Annotated in this window: 17 protein-coding genes; 3 read left to right on the top strand and 14 right to left on the bottom strand. The window is 52.6% G+C overall.

Annotated elements, in window-relative coordinates:
* Positions 1–9 precede the first annotated feature (9 nt).
* From rhaM to rhaB, 4 genes are all read right to left on the bottom strand, one after another.
* Positions 10–324 (bottom strand): L-rhamnose mutarotase, encoded by a 315-nt coding sequence (gene rhaM, locus DUT67_RS19725; RefSeq protein WP_113626398.1) that lies wholly within the window; start codon positions 322–324, stop codon positions 10–12.
* Positions 325–440: 116 nt separating this feature from the next.
* Positions 441–1,265 carry a rhamnulose-1-phosphate aldolase gene (gene rhaD / locus DUT67_RS19720; protein WP_011092060.1) on the bottom strand — a complete coding sequence of 275 codons (825 nt, stop codon included), beginning with the start codon at positions 1,263–1,265 and terminating at the stop codon, positions 441–443.
* Positions 1,266–1,269: 4 nt separating this feature from the next.
* A complete protein-coding gene (locus DUT67_RS19715) occupies positions 1,270–2,532 on the bottom strand; it encodes an L-rhamnose isomerase (protein ID WP_113626397.1) in 1,263 nt (420 codons plus the stop codon).
* Positions 2,529–4,019, bottom strand: coding sequence for a rhamnulokinase (gene rhaB, locus DUT67_RS19710; RefSeq protein WP_113632129.1), 1,491 nt, complete (start codon positions 4,017–4,019; stop codon positions 2,529–2,531). Before rhaB ends, DUT67_RS19715 begins: the two co-directional genes overlap by 4 nt.
* A 333-nt stretch (positions 4,020–4,352) precedes the next feature.
* Here rhaB and rhaS point away from each other — a divergent pair, with 333 nt between their 5' ends.
* Both rhaS and DUT67_RS19700 read left to right on the top strand, forming a co-directional pair.
* Positions 4,353–5,192 carry an HTH-type transcriptional activator RhaS gene (rhaS, locus tag DUT67_RS19705; protein ID WP_048258476.1) on the top strand — a complete coding sequence of 280 codons (840 nt, stop codon included), beginning with the start codon at positions 4,353–4,355 and terminating at the stop codon, positions 5,190–5,192.
* A gap of 24 nt (positions 5,193–5,216) precedes the next feature.
* Entirely contained in the window at positions 5,217–6,071 is an 855-nt protein-coding gene (locus DUT67_RS19700) for a helix-turn-helix domain-containing protein (RefSeq protein WP_113632128.1), read from the top strand.
* A gap of 58 nt (positions 6,072–6,129) precedes the next feature.
* Here DUT67_RS19700 and DUT67_RS19695 read toward each other — a convergent pair whose 3' ends face one another.
* The 6 genes from DUT67_RS19695 to DUT67_RS19670 all read right to left on the bottom strand — a co-directional run bounded on the left by DUT67_RS19695 (position 6,130) and on the right by DUT67_RS19670 (position 11,820).
* Entirely contained in the window at positions 6,130–6,384 is a 255-nt protein-coding gene (locus tag DUT67_RS19695) for a Txe/YoeB family addiction module toxin (protein WP_113632127.1), read from the bottom strand.
* Positions 6,381–6,632, bottom strand: a complete 252-nt coding sequence (gene yefM, locus DUT67_RS19690; RefSeq protein WP_039324900.1) for a YoeB-YefM toxin-antitoxin system antitoxin YefM — start codon at positions 6,630–6,632, stop codon at positions 6,381–6,383. The genes DUT67_RS19695 and yefM overlap by 4 nt, the downstream gene beginning before the upstream one ends.
* A gap of 75 nt (positions 6,633–6,707) precedes the next feature.
* Positions 6,708–8,414, bottom strand: coding sequence for an ABC transporter ATP-binding protein (locus DUT67_RS19685; RefSeq protein WP_113632126.1), 1,707 nt, complete (start codon positions 8,412–8,414; stop codon positions 6,708–6,710).
* Positions 8,411–9,277: an ABC transporter permease gene (locus DUT67_RS19680; protein ID WP_113626392.1), complete on the bottom strand. Its 867-nt coding sequence runs from the start codon at positions 9,275–9,277 to the stop codon at positions 8,411–8,413. Before DUT67_RS19680 ends, DUT67_RS19685 begins: the two co-directional genes overlap by 4 nt.
* On the bottom strand, positions 9,270–10,229 hold the full coding sequence (locus tag DUT67_RS19675; protein WP_048258480.1) for an ABC transporter permease: 960 nt from the start codon (positions 10,227–10,229) through the stop codon (positions 9,270–9,272). Before DUT67_RS19675 ends, DUT67_RS19680 begins: the two co-directional genes overlap by 8 nt.
* Positions 10,207–11,820 carry an ABC transporter substrate-binding protein gene (locus tag DUT67_RS19670; RefSeq protein ID WP_113626391.1) on the bottom strand — a complete coding sequence of 538 codons (1,614 nt, stop codon included), beginning with the start codon at positions 11,818–11,820 and terminating at the stop codon, positions 10,207–10,209. The genes DUT67_RS19675 and DUT67_RS19670 overlap by 23 nt, the downstream gene beginning before the upstream one ends.
* A gap of 622 nt (positions 11,821–12,442) precedes the next feature.
* Between DUT67_RS19670 and DUT67_RS19665 the strand changes: the two genes are divergently transcribed.
* Entirely contained in the window at positions 12,443–13,057 is a 615-nt protein-coding gene (locus tag DUT67_RS19665) for a YagU family protein (protein WP_048258482.1), read from the top strand.
* Positions 13,058–13,299: 242 nt separating this feature from the next.
* Here DUT67_RS19665 and DUT67_RS19660 read toward each other — a convergent pair whose 3' ends face one another.
* From DUT67_RS19660 to DUT67_RS19645, 4 genes are all read right to left on the bottom strand, one after another.
* Positions 13,300–13,647 (bottom strand): hypothetical protein, encoded by a 348-nt coding sequence (locus DUT67_RS19660; RefSeq protein ID WP_048258483.1) that lies wholly within the window; start codon positions 13,645–13,647, stop codon positions 13,300–13,302.
* Between the two features lie 81 nt (positions 13,648–13,728).
* Positions 13,729–14,193 (bottom strand): DUF4265 domain-containing protein, encoded by a 465-nt coding sequence (locus DUT67_RS19655; protein ID WP_048258484.1) that lies wholly within the window; start codon positions 14,191–14,193, stop codon positions 13,729–13,731.
* A 117-nt stretch (positions 14,194–14,310) separates the two neighbouring features.
* Positions 14,311–14,697 carry an Imm10 family immunity protein gene (locus DUT67_RS19650; RefSeq protein WP_048258485.1) on the bottom strand — a complete coding sequence of 129 codons (387 nt, stop codon included), beginning with the start codon at positions 14,695–14,697 and terminating at the stop codon, positions 14,311–14,313.
* Positions 14,698–14,735: 38 nt separating this feature from the next.
* Positions 14,736–15,131 carry a hypothetical protein gene (locus DUT67_RS19645; RefSeq protein WP_048258486.1) on the bottom strand — a complete coding sequence of 132 codons (396 nt, stop codon included), beginning with the start codon at positions 15,129–15,131 and terminating at the stop codon, positions 14,736–14,738.
* Positions 15,132–15,240: the final 109 nt, after the last annotated feature.

Here is a 15,240-nt window from a genome sequence, read left to right as displayed (position 1 = left end):
AAGAATCTCTCAGTCCAGATAGAACACGGGGTCGAGTGCATCGCTGATCGGACTGTTGTCGAGATTCGAGGGCATCACGTCGCCCATGTGTTTCCACCAGCGCTGGCAGACATCTGTTTGCGCAATCGCTTCCCAGCGCGCTTCTGATTCGACTTCCACATATCCGAACAGCAAATTGCGCTGTTTATCCAGAAAAATACTGTAGTGGTGTGCGCCGTGGTTTTTCAGCACCTCTGCCAGTTCTGGCCAGATAGGATTGTGGCGGCGCTGATACTCGTCGTGGCTGTCAGGAAAAACTGACATCACAAAAGCCTTACGCAACATGGATGAGTCCCCGTAGTCGTTGGCAGAACACCACGGCGGTGATGCCGTGGCGGTGTGAGACTGAAAGCAATTTTAGGCCGAAAGTAATAAAACCATGCTATGCATGAAAGCCCGTGCTACACGCGCAGCGCGGCTTCCAGTGGCGTAACGCCGAAACGTTTGCCCAGAGCGATCAGTTCTTCGGTCGAGATCGTCTGCTTTTTACCTCCCATCGATCTGACTTTCACCATGACTTCGGCGGATTTTTCCGCGGTATCGATCAGGCCAAAGGCTTCATCCAGCGTCGGACCGGTGCCGAAGATGCCGTGGAAGGGCCACAATACCAGCGAATGACGCTTCATTTGCTCGGAAGTGGCATCGCCAATGGAATCGGTGCCCGGCACCATCCATGGCACAATCCCCACGCCGTCTGGGAAGACGACCAGACACTCCGTGCTGCCTTCCCACAGCTCACGGGTGAACGTCGCGGTATTCAGCTCCAGCACGTAGCTCAGGGCAATCAGATTGGTCGCGTGGCAGTGCATGATGACGCGGTCGCGCCCGTGGGTTACGCCCATACGCACAATGTGTGACTGGAAATGCGAAGCTAATTCAGACGTTGGCAGGCCGCCGTTGGTGAGTCCCCAGAAAATACGATAGCCTTTGCCATCACTATCGACCTGCAACACCACCAGTGAGTCCGCTGGATCCAGTTGAACGTTGCGGAAAAATTTGCCGGAGCCAGTGACGATGAACCAGCAGTCCGCCAGTTCCGGCATCGGCTGTGATAGTGCTTCATGACGTGGCTGCGGAGAGAAATCGCTTTCATAAGGCGTCACATCTTCAGCCGTCAGGCGCAGGCTGACGTTGCCGCCGTTACGTTCGTCCCAGCCTTTGAGCCACATGTCGCTGGTGGCTTTAATCATTCCCTGTACAAACCAGGAAGAGAGAATTGCTTGCATAGTCTTACCCTTGACGTTGAGTGAGGATGGTTTCTTCATACTGACGCACCTGTTGCAGCCATTCGCTGCCTGGGATGACGTCATGACGCTGGCAGTAGTGTTCCCACACGGCCTGCCACGGCAGCGATTTTTGCTCTTCCAGCAGGGCCAGACGCGCGGTGTAATCGCCGTTTTGTTCCAGCTGGCGCAGTGTTTCTGTGGGTTCCAACAGCGCGCGCAGCAGGGCTTTCTTCATATTACGGGTGCCGATGACCCAGGCCGCGATGCGGTTGATCGAGGCATCAAAGAAATCCAGCCCGATGTGCACGCGGTTAAGCAACTGATGACGGATGATTTCGTGGGCGATAGCCTGCGTTTCGTCATCCAGCAGTACGACATGGTCGCTGTCCCAGCGTACTGGGCGGCTGACGTGCAGTAGCAGGCGTGGGACGTACAGAATCGCGCTGGAGATTTTGTCGGAAATGACTTCGGTCGGGTGGAAGTGTCCAGCATCGAGACAGAGCGCGGTGCCGCGGCTGGCGGCGTAGCCTAGACAAAATTCGCTGGAGCCGACGGTAAAACTTTCCGCGCCGATCCCGAACAGCTTACTTTCCACGGCGTCGATGTGGTGTGCCTGATCGAGCGGTTCGGAAATGACCTCATCCAACGCGCTGAGCAGACGTTGGCGGAACGCCAGACGATCGATGGTTAAATCTTTCATGCCGTCCGGCACCCAGATGTTCATTACTGATGGCGTGCCGAGTTCGCGGCCAAAGTAGGCTGAAATCCGGCGGCTGGCCTGACAGTGTTCAATCCAGAAACGGCGTACTTTTTCGTCTGGGTGTGACAGCGTAAAACCGTCCGCGCTCAGCGGGTGAGAAAAACAGGTCGGGTTAAAATCCAGCCCGAGCTGGTGGCGCTTGGCCCAGGCAACCCAGTTGCTGAAATGCTCGGGAGCAATCTCGTTGCGGGCGACGGGCTGTGCGGATTCCAGATAGATGGCGTGCAGGTTCAGTCGTTTGGGGCCGGGGATCAGCGCAAATGCTTGTTCCAGATCGGCACGCAGCTCATCCGGCGTGCTCGCTTTGCCAGGGTAGTTGCCCGTGGCTTGAATGCCGCCGGTCAGTGGCCCGCCAGTGTTCTCGAATCCGGCCACATCGTCACCCTGCCAGCAGTGCATTGACACTGGAATCTGGTCGAGCTGTTTCAGCGCCGCCTCTACGTCAATATTCAGGCCGGCATAACGCGTTTTTGCCAACTGCCAGGCAGCTTCAATAGGTGTGCTCATTGCGTGGTCTCCTTTTTGCCCTGTGGGGCGGTTTCTGGCTGGCTGAGCGCCTGAAAACGACGCCAGTGCCCGGCAAAATCACTCTCCGCATACGGGGTATAGCGATGCAGAGGGAAGTTATGAGTCAGCATGTGCCGGAATGCGGCAAGGTCTGTAACGGCGCCTAGCGCCATCAACTGGCAGCCGATATTGCCAAGCGTCGAGGCTTCGACTGGCCCGGCGAGAACCGGAATCTGGCACACATCGGCGCACAGCTGGTTGAGAAAAGCGTTCTGACTGCCGCCGCCGACAATATGCAATTGGCGGATTGGCGCATGGCGCAGTTCACCCAGCTCCAGCACTACCTGACGGTAGAGCAGCGCGAGGCTGTCGAAGATGCAGCGTGCCAGCTCGGCATCACTTTGGGGTACGGGCTGGCCGTGCTCACGACAATAGTCGCGGATTGCCTGATGCATGGAGGGCGGATTGATAAAACGATCGTCATTAGGGTTAATCAGGCTGACGAAGGCGGGTAGCGTGGTGGCGGACTGAATCAGCGCGCCTAAATCTTTGATGTCACGCTCCTGACAAACCCGCTGTAGCAGCCATAGCCCCATGATGTTTTTTAGCACTCGATAGGTGCCATCTACGCCGCCTTCGTTGGTGATATTGGCGGCCAGCGCCTGCGGGCTGTTAAACGGCGTGTCGCTCTCGATGCCCATCAGCGACCAAGTGCCGGAGCTGAGGTAGGCGCTGTCGCGGCTCTGCAACGGTGCACCGACTATCGCGCTGGCGGTATCGTGCGTCGCGACGGCGGTGACGGGAATCTGGCGTCCACTCGGCGCTGTCCAGTTTCCGACCGCGTGTCCCGGCTGTACGGGATCGCTCAACCAGCGGCGCGGTACACCCAGATAGTCCAGCAGTTCGCCGTCCCAGGTTTTCTTTTCTAAATTAAGCAGTTGAGTCGTGCTGGCGTTGGTGTATTCGCAGACCCGATTTCCTGTGAGGCGATAGTGAAAATAGTCGGGGATCATCAGCAGATGTTCCACCTGATCCAGATCGTCAGGAGGTGCGTCGCACAGCGCTTTGAGCTGATACAGCGTATTAAACGGCAGGAACTGAATGCCGGTACGCTGATAGATAGCCTCACGACCCAGTTCGGTAGTAACGGCAGCCATTACGCCGTCTGTACGGTGATCGCGATAGGAATACGGCAGGCCGACACGCTGCCCATTTTTATCGAGTAACACATAGTCCACGCCCCAACTGTCGACCCCAATGCTATCGGGGGCGATACCCATGGCATCGATTTGCTGCAATCCGGTGAGAATGTCGCGTTCCAGCGCGGCCAGATCCCACTGGTGATGGTTGTCCTGAAACACCAGCGTATTGCTGAAACGGTGAATTTCTTTCAGCGTCAGATGCTGCGTTGCAGTGTGTAAGGTTGCCAGCATCACCCGACCGCTGGATGCCCCTAAATCCACCGCCACGATATTCTTCACCGCCATAGCCGCACTCCTTTTGTTGGATGTGTTGCAGTGTAAAGAGCGGTAACAGAAGGCACCTTCCGATGAGTGCCACCTAAAACAGGTGGTTGGCAAAATGACAAAGCTGACCGTGAAAGGGCTCACAATCTGGGAAATTATTCAGAAAATAACCCCGAAAAAAGAAGGGAAAAGGCGGTGTGATCCTTGCCACACTTCAATCAATTGGGCGGTGCGATCTTAAAAAAAGAGCAGTCAGACGGCGTGTGGGTGACGGTATTTTAAGGCCGGTTTTGTTGCTTCTGACTACTCTTTTTCAAAGGCTGCGTTTTGCCAAAGGCTGAAGGGAGAACTGAAATGACGTTACTTCGTGGTGATGATTTTTTTACTTCGCGTGCCGTGACGGTCGCGGTAGAGCCGCGTACCCCACAGACGGCCTTTCCTGAGCACTATCATGATTTCTGGGAAATAGTGCTGGTGGAGCAGGGGGCAGGCGTCCATGTGTTTAACGATCAACCCTATGCGCTGTGCAGCGGGTCGGTGTTCTTTGTTCGCGATAATGATCGGCATCTGTTTGAAGATGTAGAAGGGCTATGCCTAACCAACATGCTGTACCGTTCGCCGCGTGGGTTCCGCTTCCTGTCTGATATCGCGGCATTTTTGCCGTATGGTCAAAACGGCGAGTGGCAAGGACAGTGGCAGGTGAATGCGGCAGGCATGCAACAGCTGAAACAGTCGCTGAACAGCCTGGCAGAGCTGGCGCAAAGCGATGTGCCGGAGGCGATTGCTGCCAGTGAAAGCCTGTTTCTGCAAATTCTGGTACAACTGCGTCAACACTGTTTCCAGACGCAGGGCAACGGCTCCGAGCGTCAGGGAGTACAGGCGCTGCTGGGGTGGCTGCAAAATAACTACAGCGAAGACGTTAACTGGGGCGGTTTGGCTGACCAGTTCTCGCTGCCACTGCGTACGCTGCACCGTCAGCTAAAACAACATACGGGTATGACACCACAACGGTATCTGAATCGGTTAAGATTACTGGAGGCTCGTCGGCGGTTGCAGCAGAGTGATGACTCCATCACCACTATTGCGCACGCCTGTGGATTTAGCGACAGCAATCACTTCTCGACGCAATTCCGCAAGGCATTCTCGCAGGCACCTAAGTCACTACGCCATCAGGCGTTTTCTCGTGAAGAGTAGGTAACAGTAACTGCGGGTGAGGGAATGGCGACAGCAATTCGGGGTTTGAAATTACAGACTGAAGACTATTTCCTGACTGACAAGAATGCCGTGATGGTTGCCGAACGACACCCGCAGCCGGTATTTCCTCTGCATCATCATGATTTCGACGAATTGGTGATCGTCTGGCGGGGTAATGGTCTGCACCTCTGGAACGATGTGCCTTACCGCATTACCCGCGGCGATATGTTTTATGTCTCCGCGCACGATCGCCACAGCTATGAATCCGTCCACGAGCTTGAACTGGACAACATTCTCTATATTCGCAACCGCCTGACATTATCCGCCGACTGGCAAGCCTTACTGCCGGGCGGAGAGCTTCCACAAAGCCAGCGGCACTGGTGTTTAGGCTCCGAAGGCATGGATACCATCCGCGAGAAGGTAGACGCACTGACGCAGGAGTGTATGAAATCGGATGTGCTGTCGTTGCAGCTGAGTGAGGCGCTGCTGTTGCAGATTGCGCTGCTGGCGGCGCGTTATCGCCATTCGCCGGATAGCCCGCAGTTGGCGGATGCCCATCAGTTGGATATGTTGATGAATGCGCTACGTGCCAGCATTGCCGCCCCGTTTCGCTTTGAAGCCTTTTGCGAACAGCACCACTTCAGCGCCCGCAGTTTACGCTCGCGCTTTAAAGAGCAAACTGGAATGAGCGTGCCGCATTACCTGCGCCAATTGCGATTGTGCAAGGCGATGGAGCTGCTGCGCTACGATCTGCAAACTATCGGCGACGTTGCCGCGCTGTGCGGCTTTGAAGACAGCAATTACTTTTCTGTCGTGTTCCATCAGGCATTCGGCGTCTCGCCCAGCGCCTACCGTCAGCGCTTCCTGAATGTGGAGTGACTATTCTGTTTTAATTCGCGAGCTTTTTAGCTATTGAGAGTGATGAATTAATGGAGGGTTAATAGTGGTAGCGGCATGCGGCGATCATCATGGCATCATCTGTGATGGCATACACCAGACGATGTTCTTCGGTGATACGGCGCGACCAGAAACCAGCAAGGTTATGTTTAAGTGGCTCCGGTTTTCCTTTTCCTTCAAAAGGTGTTCTGCGCGTCTCTTTTATTAATTCATTGATCTTTTTGACCATTCGCTTATCGATGTCCTGCCAGTACAGGTGGTCTTCCCATGCTTCTTCTGACCAAATTAGCTTCACTCAATGATATCTCTTTCTTCGCCATTGCCAGCCTTAAGGCTCTCAATTGAATTCATCAGCCTTTTTGCATTTGCTGGTGAACGCAGTAAATACGCGGTTTCCTCTAGAGAATTATACTCTTCCAGAGACATAAGCACGCAGGCCTCACCATTCTGTCGAGTGATCAGAATGGGAGCACGATCTTCGACGGTTTTCATCATTGTCGCTGATAGATTTTGACGGGCTTCGCTGTAGCTAATTGTACGCATCTGTACCTCCTGTTTGTACTTGTCATTGTACAATGATGTTGCGTTTTTTAACCACTCAATCCTTCTTCGACAAAATTATTCCGCCACCGTCGAGAGCAGCAGTCGCGTATAAGGGTGCTGCGGCTGACTGAAGATCTGTTCGATGGGTCCAGTTTCTACAATATCCCCGTCTTTCATCACTGCGATACGGTGGCTCATATGCTGCACGACACCCAAATCGTGCGAAATGAACAACATCGTCAGCCCCAGTTGGCGCTGCAACGCGACCAGTAAATCCAGCACCTGCGCCTGCGTGGTGACATCCAGTGCCGATACTGGCTCGTCACAGATCAGAATGTCAGGATCTGAAGCCAGTGCCTGTGCGATAGAGACGCGCTGACGTTGCCCGCCAGATAACGCGGTTGGGCGTCGGGTCAGCAGGTCCGGTGTCAGCCCGACATACTCCAGCAGCGTCAGAATGCGCCGCTGTTTCTCATCGTCGTTCAGATCGCGACGCAAGCGTAGCGGCTGGCGCAGAATCTGGGCAACGGTAAATTGTGGATCGAACGAACTGAGCGGATCCTGCGTGATCGTCTGAATACGTGCGCGTAGCGGTCGGCGTTCGCGTTCCGTCAGCGCACTCCAGGCATTGCCCGCGAGTCGGACTTCGCCGCTGTCCGGCTTTTGTAGCGCCAGAATGACTTTCCCCAGCGTGGTTTTGCCCGAGCCAGATTCCCCGACGATACCCAGTGTTTCGCCCCGTTTGATCTGGAGAGAAACCTGATTGACCGCCTGCATCTGGCTGCCGTCTGGTCGCTTGAACGACACCGCAATCTGATCTGCCGTTAGAGCTATTGCGTTAGTGCTGTCGTGATTCGTTGCTAGAGACGAGGCTGATGGCGCAATGCCGTTCTGTAATGGATCGACACCAGCCAGCCACTTTCCACGCGTAGAAGCTGTTGGGATCGCCGCCAGCAGCTTGCGGGTGTAGGGATGTGTCGGCGCTGATAGTAGTTGTCGTGCCTCGCCGCCTTCGACCAACGAGCCTTGCTGCATGACGATAACGCGATCCGCGACGTCTGCGACAACGGCCAGATCGTGAGTGATCAGCAGAACGCCGTGCCCAGCCTGTGCCAATGCGGTGAAGACTTTCAGAACCTGCTTTTGCACCGTGGCATCCAGCGCCGTCGTAGGTTCATCGGCAATCAGCAACTGTGGACCGGCTGCCAACGCGGAAGCAATAAGCGCACGTTGGCGCAGTCCGCCAGACAGCTCGTGCGGATATTGGGCTGCCCGATTCTCTGGATCGGGAATACCTGCTTTTTTCAGCAGCTCTGCGACACGGGTGGGAATCTGCTCGCGGGGTAACAGGCGGTGAGTGAGAATCGGCTCGGCGACCTCCTGCCCGATCTTGCGCAGAGGGTCGAGAGACACCAGCGCATCCTGCAAAACAAAACCGATTTCACGGCCGCGAATTGCTCGCCAGTCGCGATCGGTCAGATAGCGTAAATCACACAGGCTGCCGTCATGGCGCGTGAGCTCAATCGCATTTGCCTGTACGTCAACGTTTTCACCTGATAAGCCAACTAGCGTACGTGCGGTGACGGATTTCCCTGAACCAGACTCACCGACCAGCGCCAGAATTTCTCCAGCATTCACCTGAAAAGAGAGGTTTTTAACCGAACGAATGGGACCGAAAGGACTGGGAAAGGTGACGCTCAGGCCATCTACGCGCAGCAGTGGCGTCTTCGCCGGTGCCTCTGAAGAGGAATGAGAGGTGTGAGGGAGTGGGTTCAGGCTCATCGTGCCTCTCCTTTGGCCAAAATAGCCTGTAAACGACGCCCCAGCAGCGTAATGGAAATCACCGACAGCGCGACGACGCTGGCGGGTAGCAGGCTGACCCACGGCGCGATATCAAGGAAGTTACGTCCATCGGCTAGTAGCGCGCCCCATTCGGCGGTCGGTGGAACGACGCCCAACCCCAGAAAGCTCAGTGCTGAGGCGGATAGCACCGCGTGGCCGACACCAATAGTGGCGACAATCAGCAGCGGGCGCAGCGTATTGGGGATGATATGGCGGAAAACGATATACAGCGGGTGTTCGCCCAGCGCAATCGCATGCTCAACATAGCCGGATAGCCTGACTTGCAGCACCTGAGAGCGGATCAAACGCGCATAGCCAGCAATTCCCGCCAGACCGACGGCCAGCATGGTGTTTTCCGGACCGCGTCCTAGCACGGCGATGACCAGCAGCGCCAACAGCAGATCGGGAAACGCTAGCATGATGTCCAGCAAGCGTACCAGAAGCTGACGAATGCGCAGCGGTGCGAGCACCGACAGCGTACCAAACAGCACGCCGCCGAAGCAGGCGATTAGCATCGCACCGACGCCAATCCCCAGCGACAGCGACGTGCCGTGAACGATGCGGGAAAAAATGTCGCGCCCGAGTTGATCGGTGCCGAACCAATAAGTGGCGTTTGGCGACTGAAATACCGCGCCCATATCCATTTCATCTGCGGTGCGACTGGTAAACAGCGACGGAAAAAAGACCGGCAGTGCCAGCAGGAAAACAATAGCGGCAGGCAGCAGCGTCGCTGTGCTCAGCCACGGGCTGCGATAGGTTTTTCTTGATGGTGTCTGCGCGAAGGGCATCGGTTCACTACTCATGGGCGCTCGCCTTCTTGCGTAAGCGGGGATCGATGAGGAGGTACAGCGCATCCACCAGCAGATTGATGACGACGAACAGGAAGGCGGATAGCATCACGACGCCCAGCACTAGCGGCATGTCGCGGTTTTCAATCGCGCTCAGCGTGACTTGCCCAATACCGGCGCGACCAAATACAGTTTCGGTAAGTACGGAGCCACCGAGTACGCTTGCCAGCAATGTGCCAGTCAGCGTTGACGCTGCCAGCGCCGCGTGGCGCAAACCATGACGGAATCGTAGTCGGATTTCGCTGACGCCGCGCGTACGCACCGTTAACGAGAATGGCTGGGAGAGCGCATCTTCCAGACCGTCGCGCAGTACCTGACTCAGAATGGCGGCAATCGGCAAGCCGAGGGTGATTACGGGTAACACCAGCGACATAAAACCGTCGTTGCCCGTGACCGGAAACCATTGCAGGCGAAAACTGAACAGGCTCAACAGCACGATACCAATCCAGTAGACCGGTGTGCTGAGCAGCGTCAGTTCCAACCACGATACGGCGGTACGCAGCGGCCCATAGCGGCCTGCGGTGAGTAATGCGCTGGTAATGGCGAGGAACAAAGCCAGTATCAGGCCACCGATCGCCAGCGGCAGGGTTTCATGCATGGCATCGCTAATCACGCCGCCGACCGGCAGACGGTAGAGATAACTGACGCCAAAATCGCCCTGTAGCGCTTGCCCGCAGTAACGTAAATATTGCACCCACAGCGGCTGATCGAGCCCAAATTGCTTGATGAGTACCGCGCGATAGGCTGCATCCACCACGTTATCGCCGCCGCTGAGAATAGCGACCGGATCGCCGGGGATAAGTTTGACGGCAATAAACGTCAATGTGGCTGCGCCCCAGAGCACAGCCAGAATGGTGAGTAGACGTTTGCCTAGCGCGTACAGGTTAACGTTTAATCCAGACATCATAGAAGTTCGGTTTTGCGTTGGTCGCCCAGCTTATGCCCTGTACCTGTTTGGACAGGCCGAGTTGATAGGCAGGAACGTACAGAGGAACTACATATGCCTGATCGATAACCTCGTTTTGTATCTCGGTATAGAGCTGTTTACGTTCCGCTTCGCCCGCGCCAATCGCTTTCCTCAGTTTGTCGTCCAGCACGCTGATACGAGTAAAGCCGTTACCATTCGGTGGCGCATAGGCCGAATCGAAGACGGTGCGCAGAATATCCGGCTCTGCACGCACGAAGAAGTTAGACGCGATGTCGTATTCGTTAGCGTTGGTGCGCGTGGTGAATTCACCCGCATCGACCGGCGTTAACTGGACGTCAAAGCCTGCCTGTTTCACCTGGAATTGCACGGCCTGGAACAATGCGACGTCAGCGGCTTCCACATTGGTGGTGGCATAAACGAAGCTGACGCTCAGACGTTTGCCATCTTTGGTGCGGTAGCCTGCGCTGTCTTTCTGTTTCCAGCCTGCGTTATCCAGCAGTTCGTTAGCCTTTTTCACATCGAAGCCCCAGCGTGACGCGACGCTCGGATCGTAGTACAGCGTGGCTGGGCCGAGGACGTTATCGGCGGCTTTCAGCGTACCGAAGAAGGCGACTTTTACCGCTGCGTTGGTATCTACTGCGCTCTGGAATGCCTTACGCACCGCGACATCCTGGAATGGGCCTTTGGTGGTGTTGAGATAGAGTACGCGGTTAACGCCCGGGTTTTCATAGGTAATGACTTCCAGTTTCGGATTGCGCTTCACCGTCGGGAAATTGGCCGGTGGTACGGCGTCAATCGCCTGAATTTGGCCGCTGCTCAACGCACCAAGGCGAACTGAGGCTTCCGGCAGGTATTTGAAGACCAAACCATCCAGATAGGCTGGGCCAGTATGCTTGGCATAGCCCGGTCCCCAGTTGTAATCAGGGCGTTTCGTCAGCTTGCTGCCGCTGCCTTTTACAAAGGAATCAAGAATAAACGGCCCGGAACCCACCACGGTATTGCTGGTGTTTGGCGTGTTCTTCAGGTAAGTCGGCGATTGAATGCCCAGATATGGCAGGCTCAGACCCTGTAACAGTGGCGCAAACGCCGAGCTGTAGTGGATAACCACCGTATAGGCATCCGGCGTTGATATCTTGTCGATAGGGCCTAACAGTGATTTGGCATAGCTGGAGGTCGTTTTCGGATCGAGAATACGCTCAATGTTGTATTTCACCGCTTCTGCATCTAGCTTGGTGCCGTCGCTAAACGTGACATCTTTACGCAGATGGAAGGTGTATTCGGTGTTGTCATCGTTAATTTTCCAGCTTTCCGCCAGCCAAGGCGTAAAGCGGTTATCTTCTGCTTGTCCTACCAGTGAATCCACCACGTTGCGGGAAATCAGCGCCGTTACGCCATAGGCCGTAATGTGCGGGTCAATAATCGGCGTATCGCTACCCAGCCCTACATTTAGAATACCGCCAGAGACTGGTTTTTCACCGCTTTGTGCGGCGTAAGCACCGGGATTGAGTGCGAAAAGCAGCGAAAGTAATCCTGCGGCGAGGGTCGTAACTTGCTGGTGATTTTTTTCCATTCCCTGTGTCCTTTACGATGACATGAGGCCATACACGGCGGTCTTTTCGCTACTCTAGAGGGCGGCCTTATGCATGTAAAAGAATAAAAATGGATTTTCAATTCCATAAAAATATATATGCGAAAGGTGGTTAGTGGTTTCTGGAAAACGTGTCCCAGCAAGGGATTGCCCATGACTACAGTGGAATTTGAGTCAACAGGCGTGGTCAAAAATTTCCGATTTATGGAGGCGTAGTCTGGCAGTTATGTCAGCAGTATGGGACGGCATGGGGAAATGGCAGCACTATTTTCGGCGAGATGCGTGCGAGTTACTGAAGTGTTATGGTTTCACAAAAAAATAACCAAACCATTTTGTATCGGCTATTTATTGGTGAATTATTATTCATTCCTCTCGGGATAAATATACATTTTGTATACTTTATCGAATCTGGTTTTTCAATTATTGAATAAACATTTCACAAAAAATCAACTCATAATTTCTTCTGGTCATTTTATAAAATTTAAAACTGTATTTCTAATAACAAAATAACCTAGAGAGGTTGTTCGATATGTCAATTAACATCTTTCTAAGAGCATAATACCTATGTAAGAATATAACCTTTAATGGTTAGATTGGTAAAAAAATGAACTTCTTTGAACAAACCCCTCCATCTCGGAGACGCTATGGACTGGCTGCTTTTATTGGTTTGATTGCAGGTATTGTTTCCTCTTTTGTAAAATGGGGGGCAGAAAATCCGCTTCCTCCACGTAGCCCTACCGATATGTTTAGTAGTGCTTGTGTACCTGAATCACTGATTAGAGCGGCTGATCAAATTGATTGCTCTCGTAATTTTCTTAACCCTCCCTACATCTTTTTACGCGATTGGCTAGGCGTTGTTGATCCTAATGCGGCTGTTTATACTTTTGCCGGCCACGTATTCAATTGGGTTGGCGTAACTCATATTATTTTCTCTATTGTTTTTGCTTTAGGTTATTGCATTGTTGCAGAAGTATTTCCTAAAATAAAATTATGGCAAGGGCTGTTGGCTGGTGCGCTGGCTCAACTGTTTGTCCATATGATTTCATTCCCATTGATGGGCTTGACTCCTTCTCTGTTCGTTCTCCCGATGTATGAACATGTATCAGAAATTGTGGGTCACCTGATTTGGTTCTGGTCTATTGAGATTATTCGTCGTGATTTACGTAACCGTATGACCCACGAACCCGATCCTGAAATTCCGCTGAATGCTTCACGATAAGTCGTGATTTTATTTTAGAGATATAAAATATTGCGATGCTTATTATTTCTGTGTCACAGTAAAATAAGTTCGCAGTAGAAATTGTATTCCAAAACGCCTTGAGATTTTCTCAGGGCGTTTTAATTTTCTGGTCATGAAATAGCCTGGTTTTATTCACTAACAATGGCGACTCGCCCTGTACGGCTTACATGATGAGAAAGGTATTCGACGGGGAAATGATGGGTTCAGACAGCAAATGTCATCTATTCAGCCTCTTCCTGCCAAACATCCTCATATCCAGCTCGATCGATGATGAATTTCGTTCCTTCGGGTAGAAATAGGTACCGTACGACTTCAGGCAATGTTTCTTCCAGATGACTCGTGTGCAAGGCTTGATAAAAGCCGCTCTCTGCTGAATACTCGCCACAATGGATAAACCAGCTTATCGTGCCATTTTCCGGTAATGCGATCCGGGTTCCGTAAATGGGCGAGCGCGGTAAGGTATCTAAAGCAATCGCGACCATTTCCTCTGGGGGATGCAGCGGCAATTGATACTTATCGCAGGTTTGTTTTTGTAGCGCGCTGGGCAGGGTTTGATCCGCTTTTTGCATGGTTAAATTCGCTGTGGTTTTTGAGGCATTCCGAAACTCCCGAAATGCGTTATTTCACTTGAGGGACGGGCTGAATCGTATTTAGCTATCTAGCCACCAATGTAAAAGCGTTTCGTCTTCATCGTCGTCAATGTTCTTATAAATATTCGCAAAGTACCATTCGATGCCTGTTTTTTCGCGAAAGGCGTCGAAAACATCTGCAATCTTATCCATCCCATTTCTTGCTGGAACGGCCAACGTTAAATTTCCCTCAAATCTGCCGTCTAATGTTCCGTTCAACTGGCTAACCACATCATTCTCTAAACAGGTGATGTTTTCAGGGGAGAGCTCATCGGCATAAATATGAATGCAAAAATTGCCGCCTCTTTTCAGCACTTCCGGATGCGCATGCTTGTCTTTAATTCGGAAGATATCCTCGCGAGCCAAATTTAGCGCCAGACCGGGAGAAGACAACAATTCGTAAGTATCCTTCTCGATTTCCCGGACGTGTAGCTGTTCAAACACGGGTCCATCATCATTATTTGCTACGTAGATATGAACTAACATAGGTGGGTATTACCAATATTTGAGTCAGTGACATAAATTTATGCCTCGATGTTAGCCCAAAAATACGTTTTCGTATCTTGTTTCCCATGAGACTGTTTTTTGTGCAGTCGACTGCGGTTATGACTGCGAGACGCTTGTTGGTGTGTCGATAAAGATTTGCCGAAGCGATGCTTCAATTTCGTCAACGCTCCCCAACTCAGGTGCGATTTCTATCTCAATCGTTTTTATCGTTTTGCACCAGTTTGTGGTGCCTGAGCACGTAAAAATGATTTTGTTTGTCGCGATCACAACATCATCAATCCCGCTATATCCAGCCATGCCTGGATTGCCGATCTCAACATAATAAGTATCTTGATCCAGCGCTTCGTCTTGTTCGTCAGGTTCTTCCGCCCGCTGCAAAATCAGAAAATGCTGTGGGTTATCTTCATTGTCTGCAAATCCAACGGTTAAAACCGCCTCTTCAGTGGACGAATCATAGTAGGCTGCCGAAAATTTAACACTCATGACGTTCTCCTGATGTTTTACCCGTGAAAATTAGCCATTTATCTTTCATTAACGTTATATCTGGCGATCCTGATGACGCCTTCGTCTGTATCTGCCAGCAATCTCTCAAGAATGTCAGCAGGTGCTTTCCTGTTAGCAGCAATGGCCACCCGCACTGTACGATTTGCATCACGAGAGAGACGATCGAACAAGGCATAGGACAATTTTCGTTTACTCGCGACACATGCCCTCGTCATTTCATCAAACGCACACAATGCTTCGAGGATCTCCAACGGCACCGTCTTATTATGTGCGACCCACCTTCCGTAGCTTGGATATTTCTTCAGAACGTCGAGCCAGACATCAAGTGGGGCCTCTTCCATGGCCGATCTATCATATTCACTTTTTATGTCGCTACTGCGTAAGGCAATAAACTCTTCGGCAGATTCGATCATTTTTCAGCCTTACCTCTTGGTGTTTGACTTTATATTTCTCGTCATGCTGCCCGTATGTTTGGGAACTCACGATTTTCTTATTTCAACGGTATTTCACCCAGAAATGAGC

Source organism: Pectobacterium peruviense, assembly GCF_003312355.2.
GTDB classification, from domain to species: domain Bacteria; phylum Pseudomonadota; class Gammaproteobacteria; order Enterobacterales; family Enterobacteriaceae; genus Pectobacterium; species Pectobacterium peruviense.
The sequence above is the reverse complement of the archived record's forward strand: the minus strand, read 5'-3'. Positions and strand labels throughout refer to the sequence as shown.